The sequence below is a fragment of the Facklamia sp. P12945 genome (assembly GCF_050409485.1).
Lineage (GTDB): Bacteria > Bacillota > Bacilli > Lactobacillales > Aerococcaceae > Facklamia.
This window is the reverse complement of sequence record NZ_JBNUPJ010000001.1, coordinates 139766-159367: the sequence shown is the minus strand read 5'-3', so window position 1 is coordinate 159367 and position 19602 is coordinate 139766. Positions and strand designations below refer to the sequence as shown.

The 19602-nt window shown below is 35.4% G+C and carries 14 protein-coding genes and 1 pseudogene; all 15 read right to left on the bottom strand.

The features are described from left to right. Window positions 1-214: 214 nt before the first annotated feature. Window positions 215-1468: a lipopolysaccharide biosynthesis protein gene (locus tag ACQV2X_RS00695; protein ID WP_428894168.1), complete on the bottom strand. Its 1254-nt coding sequence runs from the start codon at window positions 1466-1468 to the stop codon at window positions 215-217. Between the two features lie 22 nt (window positions 1469-1490). Next, window positions 1491-2681 carry a glycosyltransferase gene (locus tag ACQV2X_RS00690; protein ID WP_428894167.1) on the bottom strand — a complete coding sequence of 397 codons (1191 nt, stop codon included), beginning with the start codon at window positions 2679-2681 and terminating at the stop codon, window positions 1491-1493. A 44-nt stretch (window positions 2682-2725) separates the two neighbouring features. After that, window positions 2726-3991 (bottom strand): O-antigen polymerase, encoded by a 1266-nt coding sequence (locus ACQV2X_RS00685; protein WP_428894166.1) that lies wholly within the window; start codon window positions 3989-3991, stop codon window positions 2726-2728. 31 nt (window positions 3992-4022) lie between these two features. Next, window positions 4023-5204 (bottom strand): glycosyltransferase, encoded by a 1182-nt coding sequence (locus ACQV2X_RS00680; RefSeq protein ID WP_428894165.1) that lies wholly within the window; start codon window positions 5202-5204, stop codon window positions 4023-4025. Between the two features lies 1 nt (window position 5205). Beyond that, on the bottom strand, window positions 5206-6105 hold the full coding sequence (locus ACQV2X_RS00675; RefSeq protein WP_428894164.1) for an ATP-grasp fold amidoligase family protein: 900 nt from the start codon (window positions 6103-6105) through the stop codon (window positions 5206-5208). Beyond that, window positions 6105-7199, bottom strand: a complete 1095-nt coding sequence (locus tag ACQV2X_RS00670; protein WP_428894163.1) for a glycosyltransferase family 4 protein — start codon at window positions 7197-7199, stop codon at window positions 6105-6107. Before ACQV2X_RS00670 ends, ACQV2X_RS00675 begins: the two co-directional genes overlap by 1 nt. Beyond that, complete coding sequence (locus tag ACQV2X_RS00665; protein WP_428894162.1) at window positions 7199-8065, bottom strand: NAD-dependent epimerase/dehydratase family protein; 867 nt, start codon at window positions 8063-8065, stop codon at window positions 7199-7201. The genes ACQV2X_RS00670 and ACQV2X_RS00665 overlap by 1 nt, the downstream gene beginning before the upstream one ends. Then, window positions 8058-8678, bottom strand: coding sequence for a sugar transferase (locus tag ACQV2X_RS00660; protein WP_428894161.1), 621 nt, complete (start codon window positions 8676-8678; stop codon window positions 8058-8060). The genes ACQV2X_RS00665 and ACQV2X_RS00660 overlap by 8 nt, the downstream gene beginning before the upstream one ends. A gap of 109 nt (window positions 8679-8787) precedes the next feature. Further along, window positions 8788-9765, bottom strand: a complete 978-nt coding sequence (locus ACQV2X_RS00655) for an acyltransferase (protein ID WP_428875876.1) — start codon at window positions 9763-9765, stop codon at window positions 8788-8790. 28 nt (window positions 9766-9793) lie between these two features. After that, entirely contained in the window at window positions 9794-10375 is a 582-nt protein-coding gene (locus ACQV2X_RS00650) for a YdcF family protein (protein ID WP_428892012.1), read from the bottom strand. Window positions 10376-10407: 32 nt separating this feature from the next. Next, entirely contained in the window at window positions 10408-10740 is a 333-nt protein-coding gene (locus tag ACQV2X_RS00645; protein WP_428894160.1) for a hypothetical protein, read from the bottom strand. 8 nt (window positions 10741-10748) lie between these two features. Further along, window positions 10749-11048: pseudogene (locus ACQV2X_RS00640) on the bottom strand (DUF3307 domain-containing protein); the annotation flags it as partial. A 73-nt stretch (window positions 11049-11121) separates the two neighbouring features. Further along, a complete protein-coding gene (locus ACQV2X_RS00635) occupies window positions 11122-11784 on the bottom strand; it encodes a SatD family protein (RefSeq protein ID WP_428873641.1) in 663 nt (220 codons plus the stop codon). A gap of 284 nt (window positions 11785-12068) precedes the next feature. Then, window positions 12069-15983 (bottom strand): helicase-exonuclease AddAB subunit AddA, encoded by a 3915-nt coding sequence (gene addA / locus ACQV2X_RS00630; protein WP_428894172.1) that lies wholly within the window; start codon window positions 15981-15983, stop codon window positions 12069-12071. Next, complete coding sequence (locus tag ACQV2X_RS00625; RefSeq protein ID WP_428894159.1) at window positions 15979-19581, bottom strand: PD-(D/E)XK nuclease family protein; 3603 nt, start codon at window positions 19579-19581, stop codon at window positions 15979-15981. The genes addA and ACQV2X_RS00625 overlap by 5 nt, the downstream gene beginning before the upstream one ends. Window positions 19582-19602: the final 21 nt, after the last annotated feature.

Here is a 19602-nt window from a genome sequence, read left to right as displayed (position 1 = left end):
CATTTTGTGTTAAAGTCTTCCATAAGGGACCTCCTATTTGTGATTGTTTTGTGGTTATTACAATCTTACATAAGTGAGGTCTCTTTTTCCAGGGAGTCTCAGAGCTCACACAAGAAATATTACGCTATGATTTTACTTAACAAAAACGTTATTAAATTTATCAATTTCAAATCTTTAAGTACTTTGTAATAATTAATACCTAAAATTTTCATTATTATACCTTTGAATATGCAGTCTTAAAAATATTTTTTTCACAGTAAAAGATTGAAAATATTAAGGTGATAACTATAGAAATAGTCGTAGCTACTGCTGGTCCAATAAGTCCAAAATACTGTATTAAGACAATATCAAGAATAACATTCAACACTGATCTAAAAATATTTATTGTTTGCTGTATCTTATATTTTTGATTTGTATTGTAATATATCATATAAAAGACACCCCAATACCGAAACATACTACCAAGCATTAGTATATTGAATATTTGTACGGAGTTTTCATATTGTTCTCCATAAAGTTTTGTTATTATTAGTTTTGAAAAGAAAATTACAATCAAATGCATAAATGTGCTTAATCCAAAAATTATGAAACGTTCCTTATAAAAAAAATGCTTTATCTCTTTATATTGATTCTTAGCAAAATATTGAGAAACACTTCCTGCATAATAACTACTTATGACAAAAGAAAAATTTGCTATTGTATTGAACAGTTTATATGCAGCGTTATAAATACCAACATCTTTGGTAGTCATAAAATACTTAATAACAGCCGTATCTCCAAAGTTGATTAAATAAAGACCAGAAAATCCAAATAATTGCCATAGAGAAAAATTTAAAATTTCTATAAAAAAGCTTTTGTCAAATTCGAATTTACCTATATCGTTTTTGTTAATTCCAAATATATAAAACAGAACTGTTGAATGGCTAATTATATTTAGTAGAATTAGTGTCTTTACATCAATTTCGAAGATAAAAATCATAGCTAGATAAATAAGTTTTGCTGTTACTGAAAGCATACTTGATAACAATTGTTTTTTGACAGCCAGAAAATACTGACTTAAGTAATCTTCAGCCACACTGATATACAACCAAATTAATAATAAAAAAGTGACTTCTATTCCTATATATTCATTAATAGAATTTCTAAATATTACGAAGAGTGTTGTTGTTAAAATTAGACTAGCAGAAATTATAACGTTTCTAGCCCAGAACGTTTTATTTATTGATCCGGTCTTGGCTTTTTCTTGACTCCCATAGTATAGTATCGAGGATGAGCTCCAACTAAATCCAAATGTAGTTATTAGACCTATAAACATAAAAGCTAGTGAAAATAAACCGAAATCATTTATGGATAATTTTCTGACAATTACTATATTAGTTATTAATCCTAAAAGCATGATTAAAACTTTCAATAGAAAATAAAGTATAAAATTCTTCCTTTCATTTAAAAAATCTATAATTCTAACCATAAATTTTCACTCCTAAGCGTTTTTAATAGATTACACTTTCCCAATCATTAATTATCCTATTAATCTCAAAATCTTTAATTCTATTTTTTGATTGGATTGAGAAGTGTTTATATAGATCTTGATTTTTTAGTATGGAAAGGATTGAATTTGCTATTTGCATTTCTTCTGAAGTTATTGCGTCCTCTGCTTTGTACATTGAACCGTCACAGACCGGAGTAAGGATGCCATATCTGTTTTTACAAATTTTATAATTCATTTCTTTGTAATCAAATTCTGAAGGCGCTAATATTTCTCTCGGACCTGACTTACAATCACTAGACACTACGGGGACACCACAAGCCATAGCTTCAGCTAATGCATTAGGAAACCCTTCATGAAATGAAGTCATTACAAAAATTTTAGACTTCGAAATATATTTGAATGGATTCTTCTGAAAGCCTAAAAAGTGAACACTGTCATCGATTTCAAGGTCGAATGTTAATTTCTTTAAATAAGATTCTAGATTACCTTCTCCTAAAATTATCAATTGGGCATTCGGAATCGCTTTTTTTACCACAGAAAAAGATCTTATAAGGTGCCAGTGACCTTTTTGTTTATTCAACCTACCAGCTGTTATTATTACAGGCTTTTCAAAAATAAAGTTATATTTCTCTTCAAGAATTTCCTTTGATTTTTCTTGAATTGTATGAATATCATATGAATTATATATAACTTTAATCTTACTTTCATCAATCTTATAGTTTTTAATCAAATCTCTTTTTATTTCTTCAGATACAGAAATAATTAGATCTGATCTTGGATAAAGATATTTAATTGTTAAATTCCAAAACTTTGATTTCATACCGTGACTATGCTTAGTTGACATATGATTTCTTACAGAGATAATGGATTTACCACTACTAGATGTCAATGAATTAATTAAATTTGGATATTCTAGAAAGCTTATAGTTACTGAATCCTCATTCATTTTTTTTAATTTCCAAATTTTCGCCTTTCTTAAAAGTAAAGAAATTATTTTTCTAAAAAAATTATTAGGTTTAGTCTTATCGAGATATAAAATTTCTCCTTCGTAAGGATAATCAATTCTCGAATTTTCTCCAAACAACAAAATGTTTCGTAAAATATTATTATTCAAATGTAATGTTAGGTTGGATACTACTCTTTCTGCACCCCCGGTAGATAGTGTTCCAATAAAAAAGTTTACTTCTTTCAATTTAATTCACCTCATTGTTTTAGATTTTGAGATTTAAAGCACTATCATGGGATTATTTTAAATTTTGTAGTTAAAACTAATAATATCCATACTATTAAATAGTTACGATACGCTCCAAAATGATTCATATATGAGAACATAATAATGAATATGCAAAGTACTATAATAATTGGATTTTTAGTCTGCTCAGATATCTTAATAAATTTATTCAATAAGAATAACGAAAATGGAATTCCGAGCCAACCTAGATTTGATATTGCCTCACCGAATAAGCTGGTTTGAAAGTTCCAACTAATAATTGTTCCTGGTGAATATCCTAATGCCGATGCAGTAACATAAATATCATATGGGTATGGCTTGTTTGGCCAAAAACTTCGAGGAATATAAAACAAAATGTTATATAGATAACTCTGTCCCCAATAATCAAACATTTTATATTCTTTAGGGTTTAATAATGCATATATTGAGAATTTCACATCAACATCGCGGAAAAAATATAATCTAAGGTTATCAATTGTAGTAACATTTGCTGTATGCTTATCAATAATAAATGCATAAGCTAAAAAAAATATCAGAATAAACAAACTGCCAGAAACTACTTTTTTAATGGGAAATCTGCCTCTAGGAGCTTTAAGTATATCTACTGATAATATTGCAAAGACTATTAATGCAAATAAAGTTCTTTTTCCATTCAGTATTCCAGTGATAATAGTTGCTAAAATAATTAAAAAATTATTAAAGGCTGTTTCTTTACTAAATAACTTTGTAATGAGAATAAATATTAGAGAAATAAATCCACCTATACGCATAAAATTTTGATGATACCAAAGTTCGGAATCAGTAGCCATGAATGCAAATCTTTGAAAATGAGCATATTCTGTAAAATATTTTTCTGGTGATGGTGAAAACAGTGCAAATATCAATGGAATAAACATTAAAACTACCGAAAGAAGATAAAATTCTCTTCGAATTTTTAAATTACTTAACGTTTCTCTTATATCTGAAATCGAAAATCTTGTTGTTTCTCTTTTATTCCCCATTAAGTATAGAATAACTACTATAATAATTGTGAATATGCTATAAATAATATTAGTCGTAATATCAGTCAACGCCTTTTGAAAACCTGGAGACTTATAACTATAATCTTGAACACCTAAGATCAATTCTAAAAGGATTGGAAATACAAAAATTATCTGAAAAAGCAATAATATAATATATACTATATTTAGCTTATTTTTAAGCTTCATGAAAGTACTTAAAAATATAACAAAATTTATAAATAATGCTAATAATTGAAAGAAAATATTCACAAATACCTCCTATAAAAATCTGATATTTTACTTAAATTTTACTTTGAGAGTTCTTAAAAGCTCTAAAGAATTTTTTTCTTCTTTTTTCTATGATTTCCTTTTCATATTTTTTTGATTCTTGATAGTTCTCTTTTGCTTGCTCAAGCATCGTATTTTTGTTAAAACCATTTAAAATATTTAAAATCTCTTTAATATTATTATGTGTATTGCTAAAAATAAATTTTTTATTTAAGAGTTCTGGTATACCCGCTGTATTAGCACCAATAGCAGGAAGAGCTTTGCTCATAGCTTCAATCAACGCGCGAGGTAACCCCTCTTGTCTACTAGGTTGCACGTATATGTCAATAGTTTCTAACCAGTTAAATACTTCCTTATGTGGCATAGCTCCTAAAAATTTCACTTGATTTAAAACACCATATTTTTTTGCAATTGATCTCAAAAAAGTTTGATCCCCATCTCCAACTAGTTGATATTCATAGTTTGTTATTCCAGACTTTTTTAATTCTCCAAGAGCTTGGATTATATACTGTTGACCTTTATATTTCACATTCACAGCCGCCGTCGTTCCTAAGATTACTTTGTCGGTTCCATTCATTAATTCAATTTTTTTTATTCGTCTTTCGAGAACTTTATCATTAAAGTCTGTTAAAGACACATTTGAACAATTTGTAGATTTTCCATTTGTAGGGTATTTATTTTGCAAGAAATTATTAGTTACATAAACAACATAAGGTGCCTCTTTAACTCGTAATTTAGTCTTATAATTCATAATAGGAGCTACAAATTTCCCTTTAATACTATGATTCCAATAGCCATCCCAAGCATATCCAACTACTTCGACTAAATAAGGTTTATGATGTTTTTTTGCTAAATCTACTGCAATATTTCCAATAAAACTTGGAAGTCTAGCAACAATATAATCGGATTTTTGAATTTCCTTATCAATTATTTTAATTGCTTCTTTTTTAAATTTAAATTGTCCTTTAACGCTAGAAATATTAGGAACAGAAATAACTTCAAATGGATTTACCGTGATTTTAGATAATTTTTTATAAGCTTCGGAACTTGAGATATCTTGAACTCTTATTACTACTGCTATTTCATCTGCTATTGAGTAATAACGCTCAAAAGTTTCGTCATTATGTGCAATACCATAAAAATCATTATGATCATCTTTTCTAATTGGCCCATCGTGACAAAAGAGAACTCTCATACTATAACTCCTTCTTTGGATTTGGTAAAATAAACTTTTCACCTAGAATAAAATCAAATTCATCAGGGTCAAACTGAACATAGCCAGTCCATGGATAAAAAGTTAATTCACCAAAATATATTTTTTTATTAACACTATATAAGTCAACTCTAACGAAAGGAAAGTCTTTAGCTAGAATGGAGGCAATTTTAACCATTTGGTTTAGATGACTGGGTTTTTCAAAGATATCCTTTGCTTCAATACCCTCGAAATTGACAGGTATAAAATTCCAATCTATATCATAAAAATTCCTTATATGATTTTCAAACCTGTTGACATTGTGCATTACGTATTTTGGTTCACCATTAAAACAAAAAAACTTATAATCATTTACTCCATTTCTTTGGTACTCATCTTCTAAGAACTCTTCAACAATTATTCTTGGTTTTATTCCATTGTATGCCCATTCTCGCCCGGCGTTATAACTGTCGCGATGAAGCCAAATTTTAAATTGATCTTTTAAATTTTTTTCATCAACTTCATTTTTATTCTTACAAAAAATATTAGTTCCACTACCATCACTTGTTTTCATTACAAATTTTTTAGGTAAATTTTTTATTTCTATTTCATCCGAATTTTCGTAAACAGCATATAAATCTACCAGAAGATTATCTAAATTTTTTTTAGACAAATACTCCCTCACCTTAAATTTATCAGCTGCTATCGTCATTTTTGAATCTCTATAAAATAATTTATACCATTGTATTTTCTCACTAAATCTAGTTGGATTATTTAAATTAGGAAACCGTTTTAATTTGATAAAATATTGTATTATTATCATTAAATCATCCGGTAAAAAAGATAATAAGCTTAGAATTTTAAATCTCGTTTCTCGATTTTTAATTATTTTTTTATAATCCACTATATATCTCCCGTTTCTCTTATATAATTATTAATTACAATGTTTCTATCAAATTCTTTTTCTACTTTAGTTCTACCAGCCAATCCCATACTTTTTTGTTCTTCATAAGATAAATTTATAAATTTTTTTATTTTTTCAATGAGATCTTGTCCATTTTCTGGTTCTATCAAATACCCAGTAATTCCATCATCTACAATCTCCCTACAACCACTTCTATCAGTAGCTATAACCGGCCTTCCTGAAGCAGCACTTTCGAGTAGAACATTCGACATGCCTTCAGGATAATAAGTTGGATGTATAGTGCAGTGAGTTTTTTTTAGGTACTCTCGTATATCGTTTTGCATTCCATGATATTGAATTATTCCTCTATTTTGATATTCCTCTAATTTATTTTCATAAGATTCTTCACAAAATCCTATTATATGAAATGTTGTTTTTGGATATTTCTTCTTGATTACTTCTGCTGCTTCTAAATAAAGATCAATTCCCTTTTCTTTCATTATTCGAGATATAAATATAAAGTTAATACTATTTTCAGAGTCGGGGTAGTCAAGATATTTGAAATAATCTAAATTAACACCAGAACCTGGTAACAGTTTATGCTTAGCAATGGCAATATTATTCTTCTCGAAGAATTTTTGATTTTCTTCATTTTGAAAAAAAACGGTCTTCACTGATGTAAAAGCATATTTATACAATAGCAACGTCAATCCTTGCATAATACCTGGTTGTTCTACAGCAGTTCCTAAGCCAGTTATATTCGCAACAAACGGTATGTTATATTTTCTTGCAGCGATTGCTCCATAAATATTAGGTTTTATTGTATAGGAAAAGATAATATCTGGGTTAATTTCTTTTATTGTTTTTTTATAATATTGAATTAATTTCAGTTCGCTAAAGATATTTTTCCCATGACGATCAATTTTTAAATTAACATGTTCAGCCCCAATATTTTTTAATTTTTCAATTTTTTTTCCATATGGAGATGATATAATTACTCTGTGACCTTCTGCTATAAGCCTTTCTACTAATTCCCTTCTGAAATTATAAATAACAATCTCATGATTAACTAAAAATAGTATCGTTTTACCCATTAACTCTTTTCCTCCAGCTGATCTATTGATTGCTTTAAAGAATATTTTTGATAATTAAATTTATTTTTCCTAGTTATTTCTTGAATATAATAAAGGTTTCCAAATATTTTCTTTAAGTATGAATTACTTATTAAGCGTTTTAAAATTGGATTGAATAACTTAGTGAAATAAATATGGCGGCTTTTATTTATAGCAATTAAATTAACAAGCTGAGTTGTACTAACATATTCTGGATTTTGAGGAAAAAATATTCCCTTGCTTTCTTTTTTTATAATCAAATAAATCAACTCAGTTAAATTATATATAAATAGCATCGATCTCCTATTCTTAAAATCAGGAAATATTGGTGTAATTGAAGCTACCTTTACTAACTTCGGGAAATTACCTTTAGAATTTGGTCCGTATATCATAGGTGGTCTTAAAATAACCACTTTGAATTTTTCATCTGATAAAGGCATGATTCCATTCTCAGCTTTAATTTTTGAATCACCGTATGGATCTTTTGAGTATGGAATAGTGTCTTTTGTAATTTCACCGTTAATCAATTTACTTGAAGAATAGATGATGATTGAGCTCATAAAGATAAATTGCTTAACTCCATTATTTTTGGCATGATTGGCAACTTCAATCGTTAAATCTGTATTGACTTTATAATATAAATCACTTTGACTCTTTTTGGCATTAGCATGTGCAATACCTGCTACATGAAATACCACATCATATTGACGAAAGTCTACTTCCTTCCACTTATTATTTCTTGTTTCAACTTCATCAATAACTAAATCGTAATTGTTTTCTTTACAATACTTAATAAATGATCTCCCAATGTAGGAATTCTTACCAGTAATTAAAACTCGTTTAGTCAAATTCATCCACTTCCTTAGTAGTCAGACTTCCAGTGCCACCTTCAACCACTCCATCACTTTTAAAGACCGAAATTATAGTGCCTATAACACAACGAATATCCATTATTAAGCCTTGTTTTTCAACGTATTCCCCATCTAATTTGGCCTTTAGAGGAATTTCTAATTCATCCCGTCCATTAATTTGAGCCCACCCTGATAAGCCAACTGGAACATCATTTGCCCCATACTTATCGCGCTCTTCAATTAAATCATATTGATTCCATAGGGCTGGTCGTGGTCCTATAATTGCCATATCTCCTTTTAGTATATTGATTAATTGAGGCAATTCATCCAGACTCGTTTTCCTTAAAAATTTACCCACTTTAGTAATATATTGATCGGGATTACCTAATAAATGAGTAGGTATGTCCTTGGGTGTATTAATAGTCATGGTTCTAAATTTCAAAATATTAAAATGGCTTTTATGGATCCCTACGCGTTTTTGTTTAAATAGGATAGGCCCAGGCGAATCCATTTTAATCGCGATAATCAAAATCAAGATTAACGGGGATAATATAATTAAGGCCATTAAGGATAGAATAAAGCCTATTATTCTTTTAAAGATTAAATACATATTGCTTCTCCTCATTATGATAATATTCACCGTTAAAAGTATAACACAAGAAATCTCATTTTGAAGGCATTCTTCGTTTTTCTTTCAAATATTACATTTATTACATAACCTAGCTAAGCCAGCGTTTAAAAGGCTCACGGTCGACAACTTTTATTAAGAGATAAAGGCATATTAATAACCCACTTCCAACCACACTAACATAGATAAGAGGGGGCATCGATAAAGCCATTTTTTCAACCGTCCCTTCAAGTAATTTCAAGAAAAGAACATGAGAAAGATAAATTAAGAAAGAATACCGGCTAAACCATAGGAAAAGCTTCTCAAAAGGCAACCTATATAACATAAAAGTCAAGACCAAACCGATCGAATAGAAAGTAACCAAAGGTCTTGTATTGGCAATCACTGCTCCCCCACTTAGATAAGATTCTTCAATCAACAAGCCTAGCATTATTACCGTATAAATCAAGATACCATAACGATAAACTTGAAAGCTTTTAAGCTTAGCTTGAAAGTCTCGGCTTAACCAAATGCCAAAGAAGAAGCAAAAAGCATAGCTATAATAGTCTTGGACCTTATCATAAGGAATATAGCCTAGTAGGTGATCACTGACATCTTGGAAGATGAAAAGACCCACGAAGGCTATGGCTAAGTACTTGTTATCGGCAATTTTAGATAAAAGTGGGTAAAAGATATAAAGTCCCACAATTAATGGAACAAAATACAAGTGATAGGAAGTCTTCCCTAGCAAGAGAAACTGCAAGAAGGTCAAAAGACTCAATTCTTCACCTACCAACCAGAAATTAGCCCAAGCATAGATTAAAGACCAGCACAAATAGGCCGGGATAATTTTTATGAGGCGGTCTTTTAAGAAGGCGGGGTAATCAAGTTGTGAATCCAAAGCATCGGTCCGATCCAAACCCCAACCTGAAAGCATTAAAAAGACTGCTACCGCAAAGCGTGTCGCTTGATTAAGGGCTAGGATCCATAATTTATTTTCTCCTAATAAAGGGGCTGTAAGATGAATCAAGAGGACCGCTATCGTTGCAAGCCCTCGTAATAAATCAAATGGAATAAAACGTTTTGTCATTTTTGTCTACCTTTTCTAATTCAATTATTTATTGGTCAATCCAATAATAGAGTTCTAGATAATAGCCGATGTATTTATAGACTTCAGAAGCCATTATCCTTAAGGCCTGGCGACTGTCTTGATAAAGGACTTCCTCACCCTGAGCATTCTTTAAATAAGCACTGACATAATAAAAGTGCATATCCTTTCCCCGACTCGCACGCTCAAAAGCCAATCGAGTGCGCCGGCTATGATAGTCGGTCGTAACTACTAAGGCCGTTTGCCATCCCCTTTCTTCCATGATGGCGATAGAATTGGTCGCATTGGTCCAAGTAGAAGTTGCTTCTAATTCTCCAATCACTTGGTCTTCCGATAAACCGGTGTCAGTTATAAAGTCAATTAAGGGTTTGGTGCCGATAAACTCATTTAAGGGAGAAACAATCATTGAGTGTGATGTGACATAGCCTTCTTGGATTAATTCAGCTGCCTTCAAGGGACGAACTATTTCCCCACCTGGTACAATCACCACCTCAGCTTCAACCACTTCTTGACCAATGTCTAAATGATTAGCCAACCAGACTAGATAGGTCACTAGCGCTACAAGAAGGATAAATAGAATCTTTACTTTCATGTTTGGGGCCTCCTTTTTTCATTTAATAGCTGCTAACTAGCTAAGACTAAGAAATAGACACACAGGGCATACAGAATACTGTATAAGCTTCCCATCAAATAATACTCCGCAACCCCCTTGTCTTCTTCTAAATGTTTGAAACGCGCATTGGATTTGGCCGTATAAATTAAACCAATCGCATTCACCTGGCCCATGCCTAAAAAGATCAAGGAAAGAATCCGCTCCAAATGACCGATTAAAGCGCCCGTCCCTTGTAGACCTTCTTGCTGAATGGCCTGACTGTGAGGATAAGGACTGAAGGCTAGTTTAAATAAAACATTAGCCGGCTTGCCGACCAAAAGGATCGCTAATAACCCCGTCAGCATTTGACGGTTCAAAACGCAGGGAAAACAGACCCTAAGGAGTTAGTAAAAAACACTTGGCCTAACAGAATGATGAGGACAATATGTAGGATTTGATCAATTAAGAAAGTATATAAGCGATAAGAAGGCTGAAGCTTGTCAAAGCCACTCTTTATACAGTCGATCAGACTGTAACTAATCCAAAGCATCAGATAAGCATAAAAGGCCGGCCAAAAGACTTGATAGTATAAGCTCCGGATTAAGGGATAGAAGAAAAAAAGGCCATGAATCGCTAAATGAGTTGCCAAGGCTTGCCTGTTAGGCTGCTTGTCTACAGCTAATTGAGGACTTTATAATTGAAAATCACCTAAAAAGTGCAGGATTAAAATCATGATTGTCCATTGATTAAAGGGACTCATGATTCCCCTCCAAAAATTCTGCAATCGTTTCTCGACCCCTCAAGTAGATCTTAATATTACCCAGTGATAAGCGCTTGCTCAGACTGCTCTGACTGATTTGAATCGTTTGGGCAAAATGGGCCTGATCAAATTCCGCTTGGTAGATCCCCTCTTCAAGCATCAACTTGAAAGTCTCCCGTTGCAGGTCGGTCCATTGGCTTTTCAAGGTTTCACTCAAGAGAAACAGGCTATTGACCATCTGATTAATCGAATCGTCTTGGGTCCTGAGCGCCAGATGACACTTGTTACCATAATGATTACGGTGGACAGCTTCAATCGCCTCTCGCGCTCGCCAAAAGGCTGGACCATCGGCTCCGATACTTCGTTCAGGATCGATGGCCGTCGTGATCTCACCGATACCGATTCCCAGCCGAAAAGGATGGGGCAATGTGACATATAAGTCATCTAAAAAGTTCAGCCAGTTTGAATCCAACTTCATAATCACTTGAAACTCATCGCCAACTGTTAAGGTCAATTGAGAAAGCAACTGCTTTTGATACTTCTGATTAAGGCGCTTGAATATGTCTTGCACTTGCTTTTGGAATACCTTACGTTCTTTGATTTGCTTAGACTTAATAAAATCCCCGATAATAACCACATCACTAGCCATCGAACTCCTCCTTCCTGCCTACTGCCTACTTACTTCATTTTTTACCATTGTTAGAAGAATCTTACGATCATAACTGGCTAGGTTTCCCTTTCCTTGAGGAAAGTAATTGATATTTCTTTCCTCATTCAAGGAAATTTAATAAATTTGCCTTGTTTAGGGAAAGTTTACCCTAAACAACCTTTAAAAGCAAGCGATCCCTTGCGAGCATTCATCTGAAAAAAAGCATCCGCTTTAGGCTTAGGTCAAAAGACCCATGCTTCTTTTGCGAATGCTTAATAAAACGATTACTGATTCATCTGTTCATCCATCGCAACCACCTGGTCGAAGCCTAAGGCCACGATATAAGTACCGATATTAGGTAGTTTAAGGTGGCTAGCTAAGGCGTCCTTGTAAAGTTTCAACTGGTAGCGATACTTGTCTTTTAACCCTTCCAATTGTTCTTGTTTGGATTGACTCAGATGCGGACGGTAGCGGTCCGTCTTGAAGTCAATCAAGACAAAACCTTGATTAGGTATCACATAATAGCTATCAATTACCCCGTGAACCAGAATCGAATCTTGCTCCATCTGCATACTTTGCTTGCTCTCAGTCAGATTGGCGAACAAGTCCTTAGCCGGTACCAGGTAAGAAAAAGCTTGTTCCCGTTTAAGTTGATCGCTGTTTTCTATCATTTGTTGGCCGATCGGACTTCGGAGGAAGTTAAGAATTGTTTCCAGGTACAGATGTGGCCGATCTTCTGCTTCCATCAAACCTCGCTCAATCATCGATTGGATCTGGTCTTGTAAGATCTGATTATAATCGGCTGGGTCAGCTAATTTAAAGGGACCAAAGTCCACCTGCTCCATCAGATAGTGGTTCAAAGTTCCTATCCGAGCTGCATCAAGCGTTTTGGACTGCATAAAGCTTGGGGCTTCAAAGGTATCTTGCGTATAGCGAATCCCTTGAATGCCTTGATTCCCTTGATCTATATCAATGGATGCATCTAGCTCATGCATAGATTCCTTCCGCCGGTCTGCATAAAAAGAAAGAGCTGGATGCGGTGGTTCTTCGAACAAACGTTTTAATTCCGAAACAGATTGATAGGCAGCTGTCTGACTGGCTAATTGATAAGGGTATTGGGCAGTTAGCAATTCTTCAAGCTGGTTGATCCTCTCATGCTTGTGCTTGGGTTGATCGAAAGCTTCGCCCTTTTGTAGCGCCTTCAACCAGGCCGGCGGGCTGGCTATTGGATGGCTAGCCGTCACGCTAGGTACATTGGCTTGAATTTGGTCTTCAGTATAGATACGTGTGATAAAGTCTTGAGCAGTAATTGTAGCGAGTGATTGATGGTTTCTTTGAGCGAGGGAAGTTGCCTGATGAATCCAATCCAAGAAACTATTAGCTTGTGATCTGAGTTCTAGGGCCACTTGCAAGCTGTCAGGGTCAGTCATCATCTGATAATGGTCGCCCTTTTCTTGCCATTTTTCCCTACTCTCAATCGAACCCACTATCATTAATTTCTGCTCGGTTCGCGTCAAAGCTACATAGAGTACCCTTAATTCTTCGGCTTTTGCTGCTTGATCTAGGAGCATTTGTCGCGAGGTTTTACTGATGGATTGATAATAGACAAAGTCATCCGTTTGGTAGTGGTTCATACCCACTCCATAATGCTTGGTCGCCACAATAGCTTTTTGGCTATCCATTAAATTAAAGCGGTGATTACTGTTAATTAAATAGACAACCGGGAACTCACTCCCCTTAGAAGCATGAATGGTCATAGCCCGCACCATATTTTGATCCTTGTCTAATTGTAGGGGTTCTGCCAAGTCTTTGTCTTGTTCTAAAAGAGTCTCAATATAGTGGATAAAACTTGCTAAACTGCCTCCTAAACCTTGATTAATGGTTTGAGCTTTTTGATAAAAAGCATGAAGATTAAGCTGACGTTGGCGCCCCATCTCTAAGCCCACCACATAGTCTAAGAAGGAAGTGTCTAGATAGATTTGCCAGATGACTTCATCAATAGCCTGGTGGCCAGCAAAGTCACGCCATTTTGCAAGTTGGGTAAAAAAGTTTTGCACTTTCTTTTGTATGGCTAATAATGGATGATCCTTTTCAAATGCTTGCCTCAATAAGCCTTCTACCGCTTGATAGAAGGAAGCTTGTGGATGATTAACCCGAATCAAGGCTAAGTCATTGTCACTCAAGCCTACAAAGAAAGACTTGAGAATAGCGACCAGAGGAATATCCTGCATGGGATTATCGATTAATTTTAAGAGGGCTAAAATTAACTGAATCTCTTGTCGCTGGAAATAGGTCTCAATGGCTTGTGAAGTAAAAGGTAGCTGGTAATGGCTGAAGGCTGCCTGCAAATTGGCAAAGCTGGATTTGGTAGAACTTAGCACCACAATATCCTTAAAGGTCATCAAACGATCCTTACCCAATTCTTTATCATAGATTTGATAGCCTGCGCGCAACTTGGCTTGGATATCTTGAGCAATTAGATGGGCTTGGTAATCAATTCCCTTGTCTATTAATAAATCAGGACGATCTGCTTGCATTTGATCTTCTTCGTCTGAGCGTTCCTTGCTATGTAAGAGCAATTCAATGGCATAGTGGTCTATTTCCTTTGCAACTGTGAAGTCCTGGTTGCCGGTCATCAAACGCTCATTTTTACCATAGGTCATTTCTCCAAAGGATTCATCCATCAAGCGTTCAAACAGATAATTGGTAAAGTTAAGGACTTGGTCCCTTGAGCGGTAATTCTTATCCAAGATAATCAAGTGACCTTGGTCACTGGTTTGGTAAGTACGGTATTTTTGGAGGAATAGGGATGGTTCTGCCATCCGAAAGCCATAGATAGACTGTTTGACATCTCCTACCATAAAGAGATTGCCTTTGGTCGCTTCCACCCTTTCACGTGATAAGTAGGATAAGATGGCTGCTTGGATTTCGTTAATGTCTTGATACTCATCCACTAAGACTTCTTCAAAGAGGGCTTGAAAATATTCAGCTGCCGCCGATGGCTTACGTTTACCTAATTGAGCATTATAAGGCGCTAAAATCTGCAAGGTTAAGTGCTCAAGATCTGAATAATCAATCCACCCTTCTTGAAATTTATAGTCTTGCATGGCTTGGTAAAATAATTTACTTAGATCGCTTAATTTTCTTAAGTAGGGTTGAATCGCCGCTTCGACTTCCTGCATAGTTTGGTAAGGATAAGGAAAGTAAGACTGAATCTTAACTAAAGTATCCTTACTAGCCTGACGGTATTGCTTAATTATTTGCAGTGTTTCTAAGTCTTCTTCATGGGCTTTTCCTCTTGAACTCGGCCAACGGCTAAAGCTTAGGTTATCTAAAAGTTGACTAAAGTGGGCCATATCGTTTTCTAAGAAAGCTTCTGTTAGTTCGACCACGCGCTGCCCTTCTGCAGATAATACTGGTTCAAACTTATCTAGCGTCGGCCTTGAACAAGAAGCTAAGAGACTCAAGCCATCTTGATAAGAACGATCAGCAAGCTTTAACTGTGCTTGAAGTTGGATTTTTAGACTTTCTTGATAGAGTTCACTCTTCCAAAAGCTTTCCAAACCATCGGTCTCAGCCACCATTTGGTCCAACCAGATTAAGGGTTCCGGATTGGCGCGGGCAAACTCATAAATATCTAAAACAATTGAACGCAAGGCTTGATCATCACGACCACTGGTTAAACGAATTAATAGGTCTTGATAATCGGCTTGTGTGACTGCCAGTTGAGAATCGGCTTGACTAATTTGATCAATAAGCTTGTCCCAGACTTCTTCCACCATGACTTGCTTTTGACTTTCATCACTTAAGAGGTTGAAGGCTGGATTAATAGCTTCCAGATAGAAGAAGTTTTGAATCACAAATAAACAAAATGAATGAAGTGTTTGGATGTGGGCACTAGGCAGCTGATTAATTTGACTAAGCAAGTATCGCTTTTCTTCCCCGTCTAGCGATTGGTTCACCGCTGATTTTAACCGTTTCTCCATTCGTTCTTTCATCTCATTGGCCGCAGACTCAGTAAAGGTCACGACTAAGACTTCTTTCAATTCGGCATAACGTGTCAGTAGATGATTCATAATCCGTTCGATTAAGACCGTGGTCTTACCTGAACCCGCTGACGCAGCGACTAAGATATTATTTCCCCTTTGATGAATAGCCTGCCATTGTTCGTTGTTAAATTTACTATTATCCGGTTTAATCGGTAGGGTTTCTATGATGATCGCCTCCTTCGCTTGCTGCTTTGTTAAGTAATTTTTCCTTCATATGAGCCAAAACTTCTTTTTTATTGACTTGCTTATGGCGATAACGGTGGAAGGATTGTGTTCCATCGAAGCCTGTAATCACTCGGTATTGAGCATTTAAGGAGAGGGTATAAGGATTTTCGTAAAAAGGAGCTAAGGCAATATCACCACTTTGAATAGCCTCAGCTGCTTGTTGGAATTGATAATGCGTATAATCTAAGAGTAAATCGACTTCTTCTTTAGTAAAGAAAGGACTTCTAGCATGATAGCCCGTCTTGGTATAAGTCACCGGATAAATGCGACTTTTACTAGCTTGGTGATCAAAGGATTCAACTATTTGTAAGTCATCCGCCTCAATGGTTACAAACCCTCTCAATGTTCGTTGACTTAAAAGCGTCTTAGTCTGTTGATCAACTTCTCCTTGGGCATAATGTTTGTCCGCTTTATAAAAACTTGGTAAAAGATGCTGGTAAAAAGCACCCAGAGGCTGGTAATCAGGATAATTTTTCAAAGCTACTGCTAAATAAGTTAATAATTGTAAGTCTAAGCCATAATAAGCATCCACTAAGTCAAAGTCTTTTTTACCTGACTTATAATCGACCACTTGTAACAGTTTCTGCTGACCTTTTTGAATACGATCTAAACGGTCGATCTTCCCTCTTATGCTTAGCAATCCTCCCGCAGCCAATGGGTATTCAAAGCCAGCCACTTGACTATTGCCCCCTGTGCCAAAGACTAATTCTGAGGCTAAGGGTTGGTAATGGGTCAAATTGTTTTGTTCTTGCATTAATTGAACAAAATAAAGCAGGCGTTGATTTAATAGATGATGAATCGCCTGCATCCGCGGATGTTTGCTGAGCACTTGGTAATTAGGATCTTGGTTTAAAGCGTCAATCACTCCACCTAATAAGTCCTTAACTTCTTCTTCTGACAAGTCAGCTAAAGATTTCCCTTGGGCTTGTACCAATTGATTGAACTGGTCTAAGGCCTGGTGGAAGTAGTCACCTGAAAGCGCAGCATCCACTTCAAAACGCTCTCTTTCCTTCAATCGTAATCCATAGCGTAAAAAGTGGGAATAAGGGTCAGCAAAAAACTGTTCAATCCGAGACACCGATAGTGATAAGTTGCGACCGAAGAGTGCTAAGGCTAAATCGCTATCAATCTTATCCGGTAGGTCATTAAAATAAAAGGTTTGAATAATTAAGTCGACGATGCCACTTGCTTTAAGGCTTGCTTTGTTTTGCCTTTCATAATCTACCATCAACTTCAATAACTCTAAGAAAGCGGGCTGAGGGCTTTTACCCTGCATAAAGTCTTGATGGATCTGATATAAAATAGGGGCCTTGTTACTGGCATACCGTCCAAAATCGGCTAGTCTTAAAGGCGTTTCTAAAGTTAGATCCCTACTATAGTCAGCTTGGTGAATCAGTTTAAGATTGGCGATGTCTGCCGCTTGTTGCAACCATGGTGAAAAGTTACGGACTTGGTCGCCTTGATGAATGGCATAGGAAATAATCAATTGATCCGTCGCTAACAGTAAGACTTGATAAGCTAATAAGTATTCCATTTGATACCCTTGATGTTCCTGATCGGATAAATATTGATGGGCTAAAAGTTCTTGATTGATAGCTTGGCGATGACTGGGGGTCAACAAACTATCCCTAGCCTGTTTAGCTGGCAAGGCTTTTTGATCCATACCAATCACAAAGGCAATTTTACAAGGTTGAACTTGAGGGGACACAATATTTGAAATCATCACTTGGTCCAAAGTAGGTGGAATGATATGATAGGTCGCTGCTGAAAGACCAGCTTCTAGGATTTCAAAGAAGGTGGCTAGGTCTAAATCTGCTTGCCCATAGATTTGGTGGTATTCATCGAGACTATTGACCAATACCTGCCAAACTTGTTCATCTTGGCGCGATTGTTCAATCTGACCCTTTTGAAGTGCTCGGTCCCTTAAATCCATAAGAGCTTGCCTGATGCCGATTGCTTCTAATTTTTGATAGAAGCTAGCGGCTAATCCATTCTGGCCTTTGCTGCTTTTTAGGGCTTTTTTATTAAATCCAAAGTGTTCAACCAGATAGGTCCTAATCCAGCTAAAAGCCTCAGCCAGTGTAAAATCATAGACCTGTCCTTCAGCTGAATGAAAAAAAACATCTTCCGTCATAAAGAGCCAGTCATAGGATAGGTTAGCAAAGCGATAACCCTCATACTGATAGGCTATTAAATAATTCTCAAAGGAATAGACCAAGCGCTCTAAGTCTTGGTCAGCTAATTCAGCAAAAGCCGAATGAAACTGCCCCAGCCTTACCAAAGGAGATTTTAAAACTTCTAAAATATCAATCAGTCGCCAGTTATAGCGGTCCAGGCGAATGAGATGTTGGATAAGGGTAAAAAGTGGATGGTCGGTCATAGCCTTAGCATGGTCAAAGAAATAAGGAATTTGATTGGCCGCTAGAATCGGAGCAATCATGGATTGATAGGCTTCTAAATCTCGGGTGTAGACTTGAATGTCTTTATAACGGTAGCCTTTTTTTGTAACCAGATAATGAATGCGGTTGGAGACATACCGTAATTCACTCTGGATGGAATCAAATTGTAAAAAGCGGTGGCTGTTAAAGTCCCTATCAGCTCTTTGGTGGGTAGCTGATGGCAGTAAGTCTTGTTGGGCTTTAAAGGCTTGCGCTAAGCTCAAAATCGAATCTTGGTAGTTAAAAGCCTGGTCTTTAATTTCCCAATCGGGTTCAATCGCTAGTCCCATCTGCTGAGCTAAACTGCGAATGCGGTAGTAGGTTGCATAAGGTAAAGCGGTAGTCATCAAGGCTTGATTAGCCCTTAATTCAGCGCTCTTGATGGGTAAGACAATCTTAACTTTACAAGCATGCTTAGCCAAACTTAAAAGTAATTGCATTTCCTGGCTATTAAAGTAATAGTAGTGGTCCATTACAAAGAGATACTTATTTAAATTTTGATGGTTGATATAGTCCATCAAGTCTTCCTGCTTGGCAAAATTATCAATCCGAAAATCACTCAGTGCCTTTAGAAAGGCTTGATAAAGCATTTGTAATTCTTTTTGCTTTTCTATTTCCAAATCCATCCAAGTAAAATCTTGCGCTGGCTCAACTTGCAAATCTTCCACTTGAATATTGCCTTCGATAAATTCTTTAAAAAGAACGACTAAGTCTTCGATAAAACCTTGATAGTGAGCCTGCTTTTGGTAAACCACTAAGTTTTCCCGGTATTGGCTTAAGACTTGCCGTACAATCATCGACAGACCTAAGTCACTAATCTCATGACTGGGCTTTTGATCTTTCATCAAGAACCAGTTTAAGCGTGAAAAAGAAGCCACCTGCAAATTAAAAATAGAGCTGGCTTGGTCCACTTGATGGTCACGGATTTCTTCTAAGACAAACTTTTCCATTTCAAATTTCAAGTGTTCTGGCACGATATAATAGACTTTTAAGTCAGGTGTTTCTTTCAATTGGTCCATGATGGCTTGAATAAGAAGGCTTTTTTTATTTTGACTCAAGTCGCCGGTAACAAATTGAATCGTCACGCTATCTCCTCCTTTAGGTAG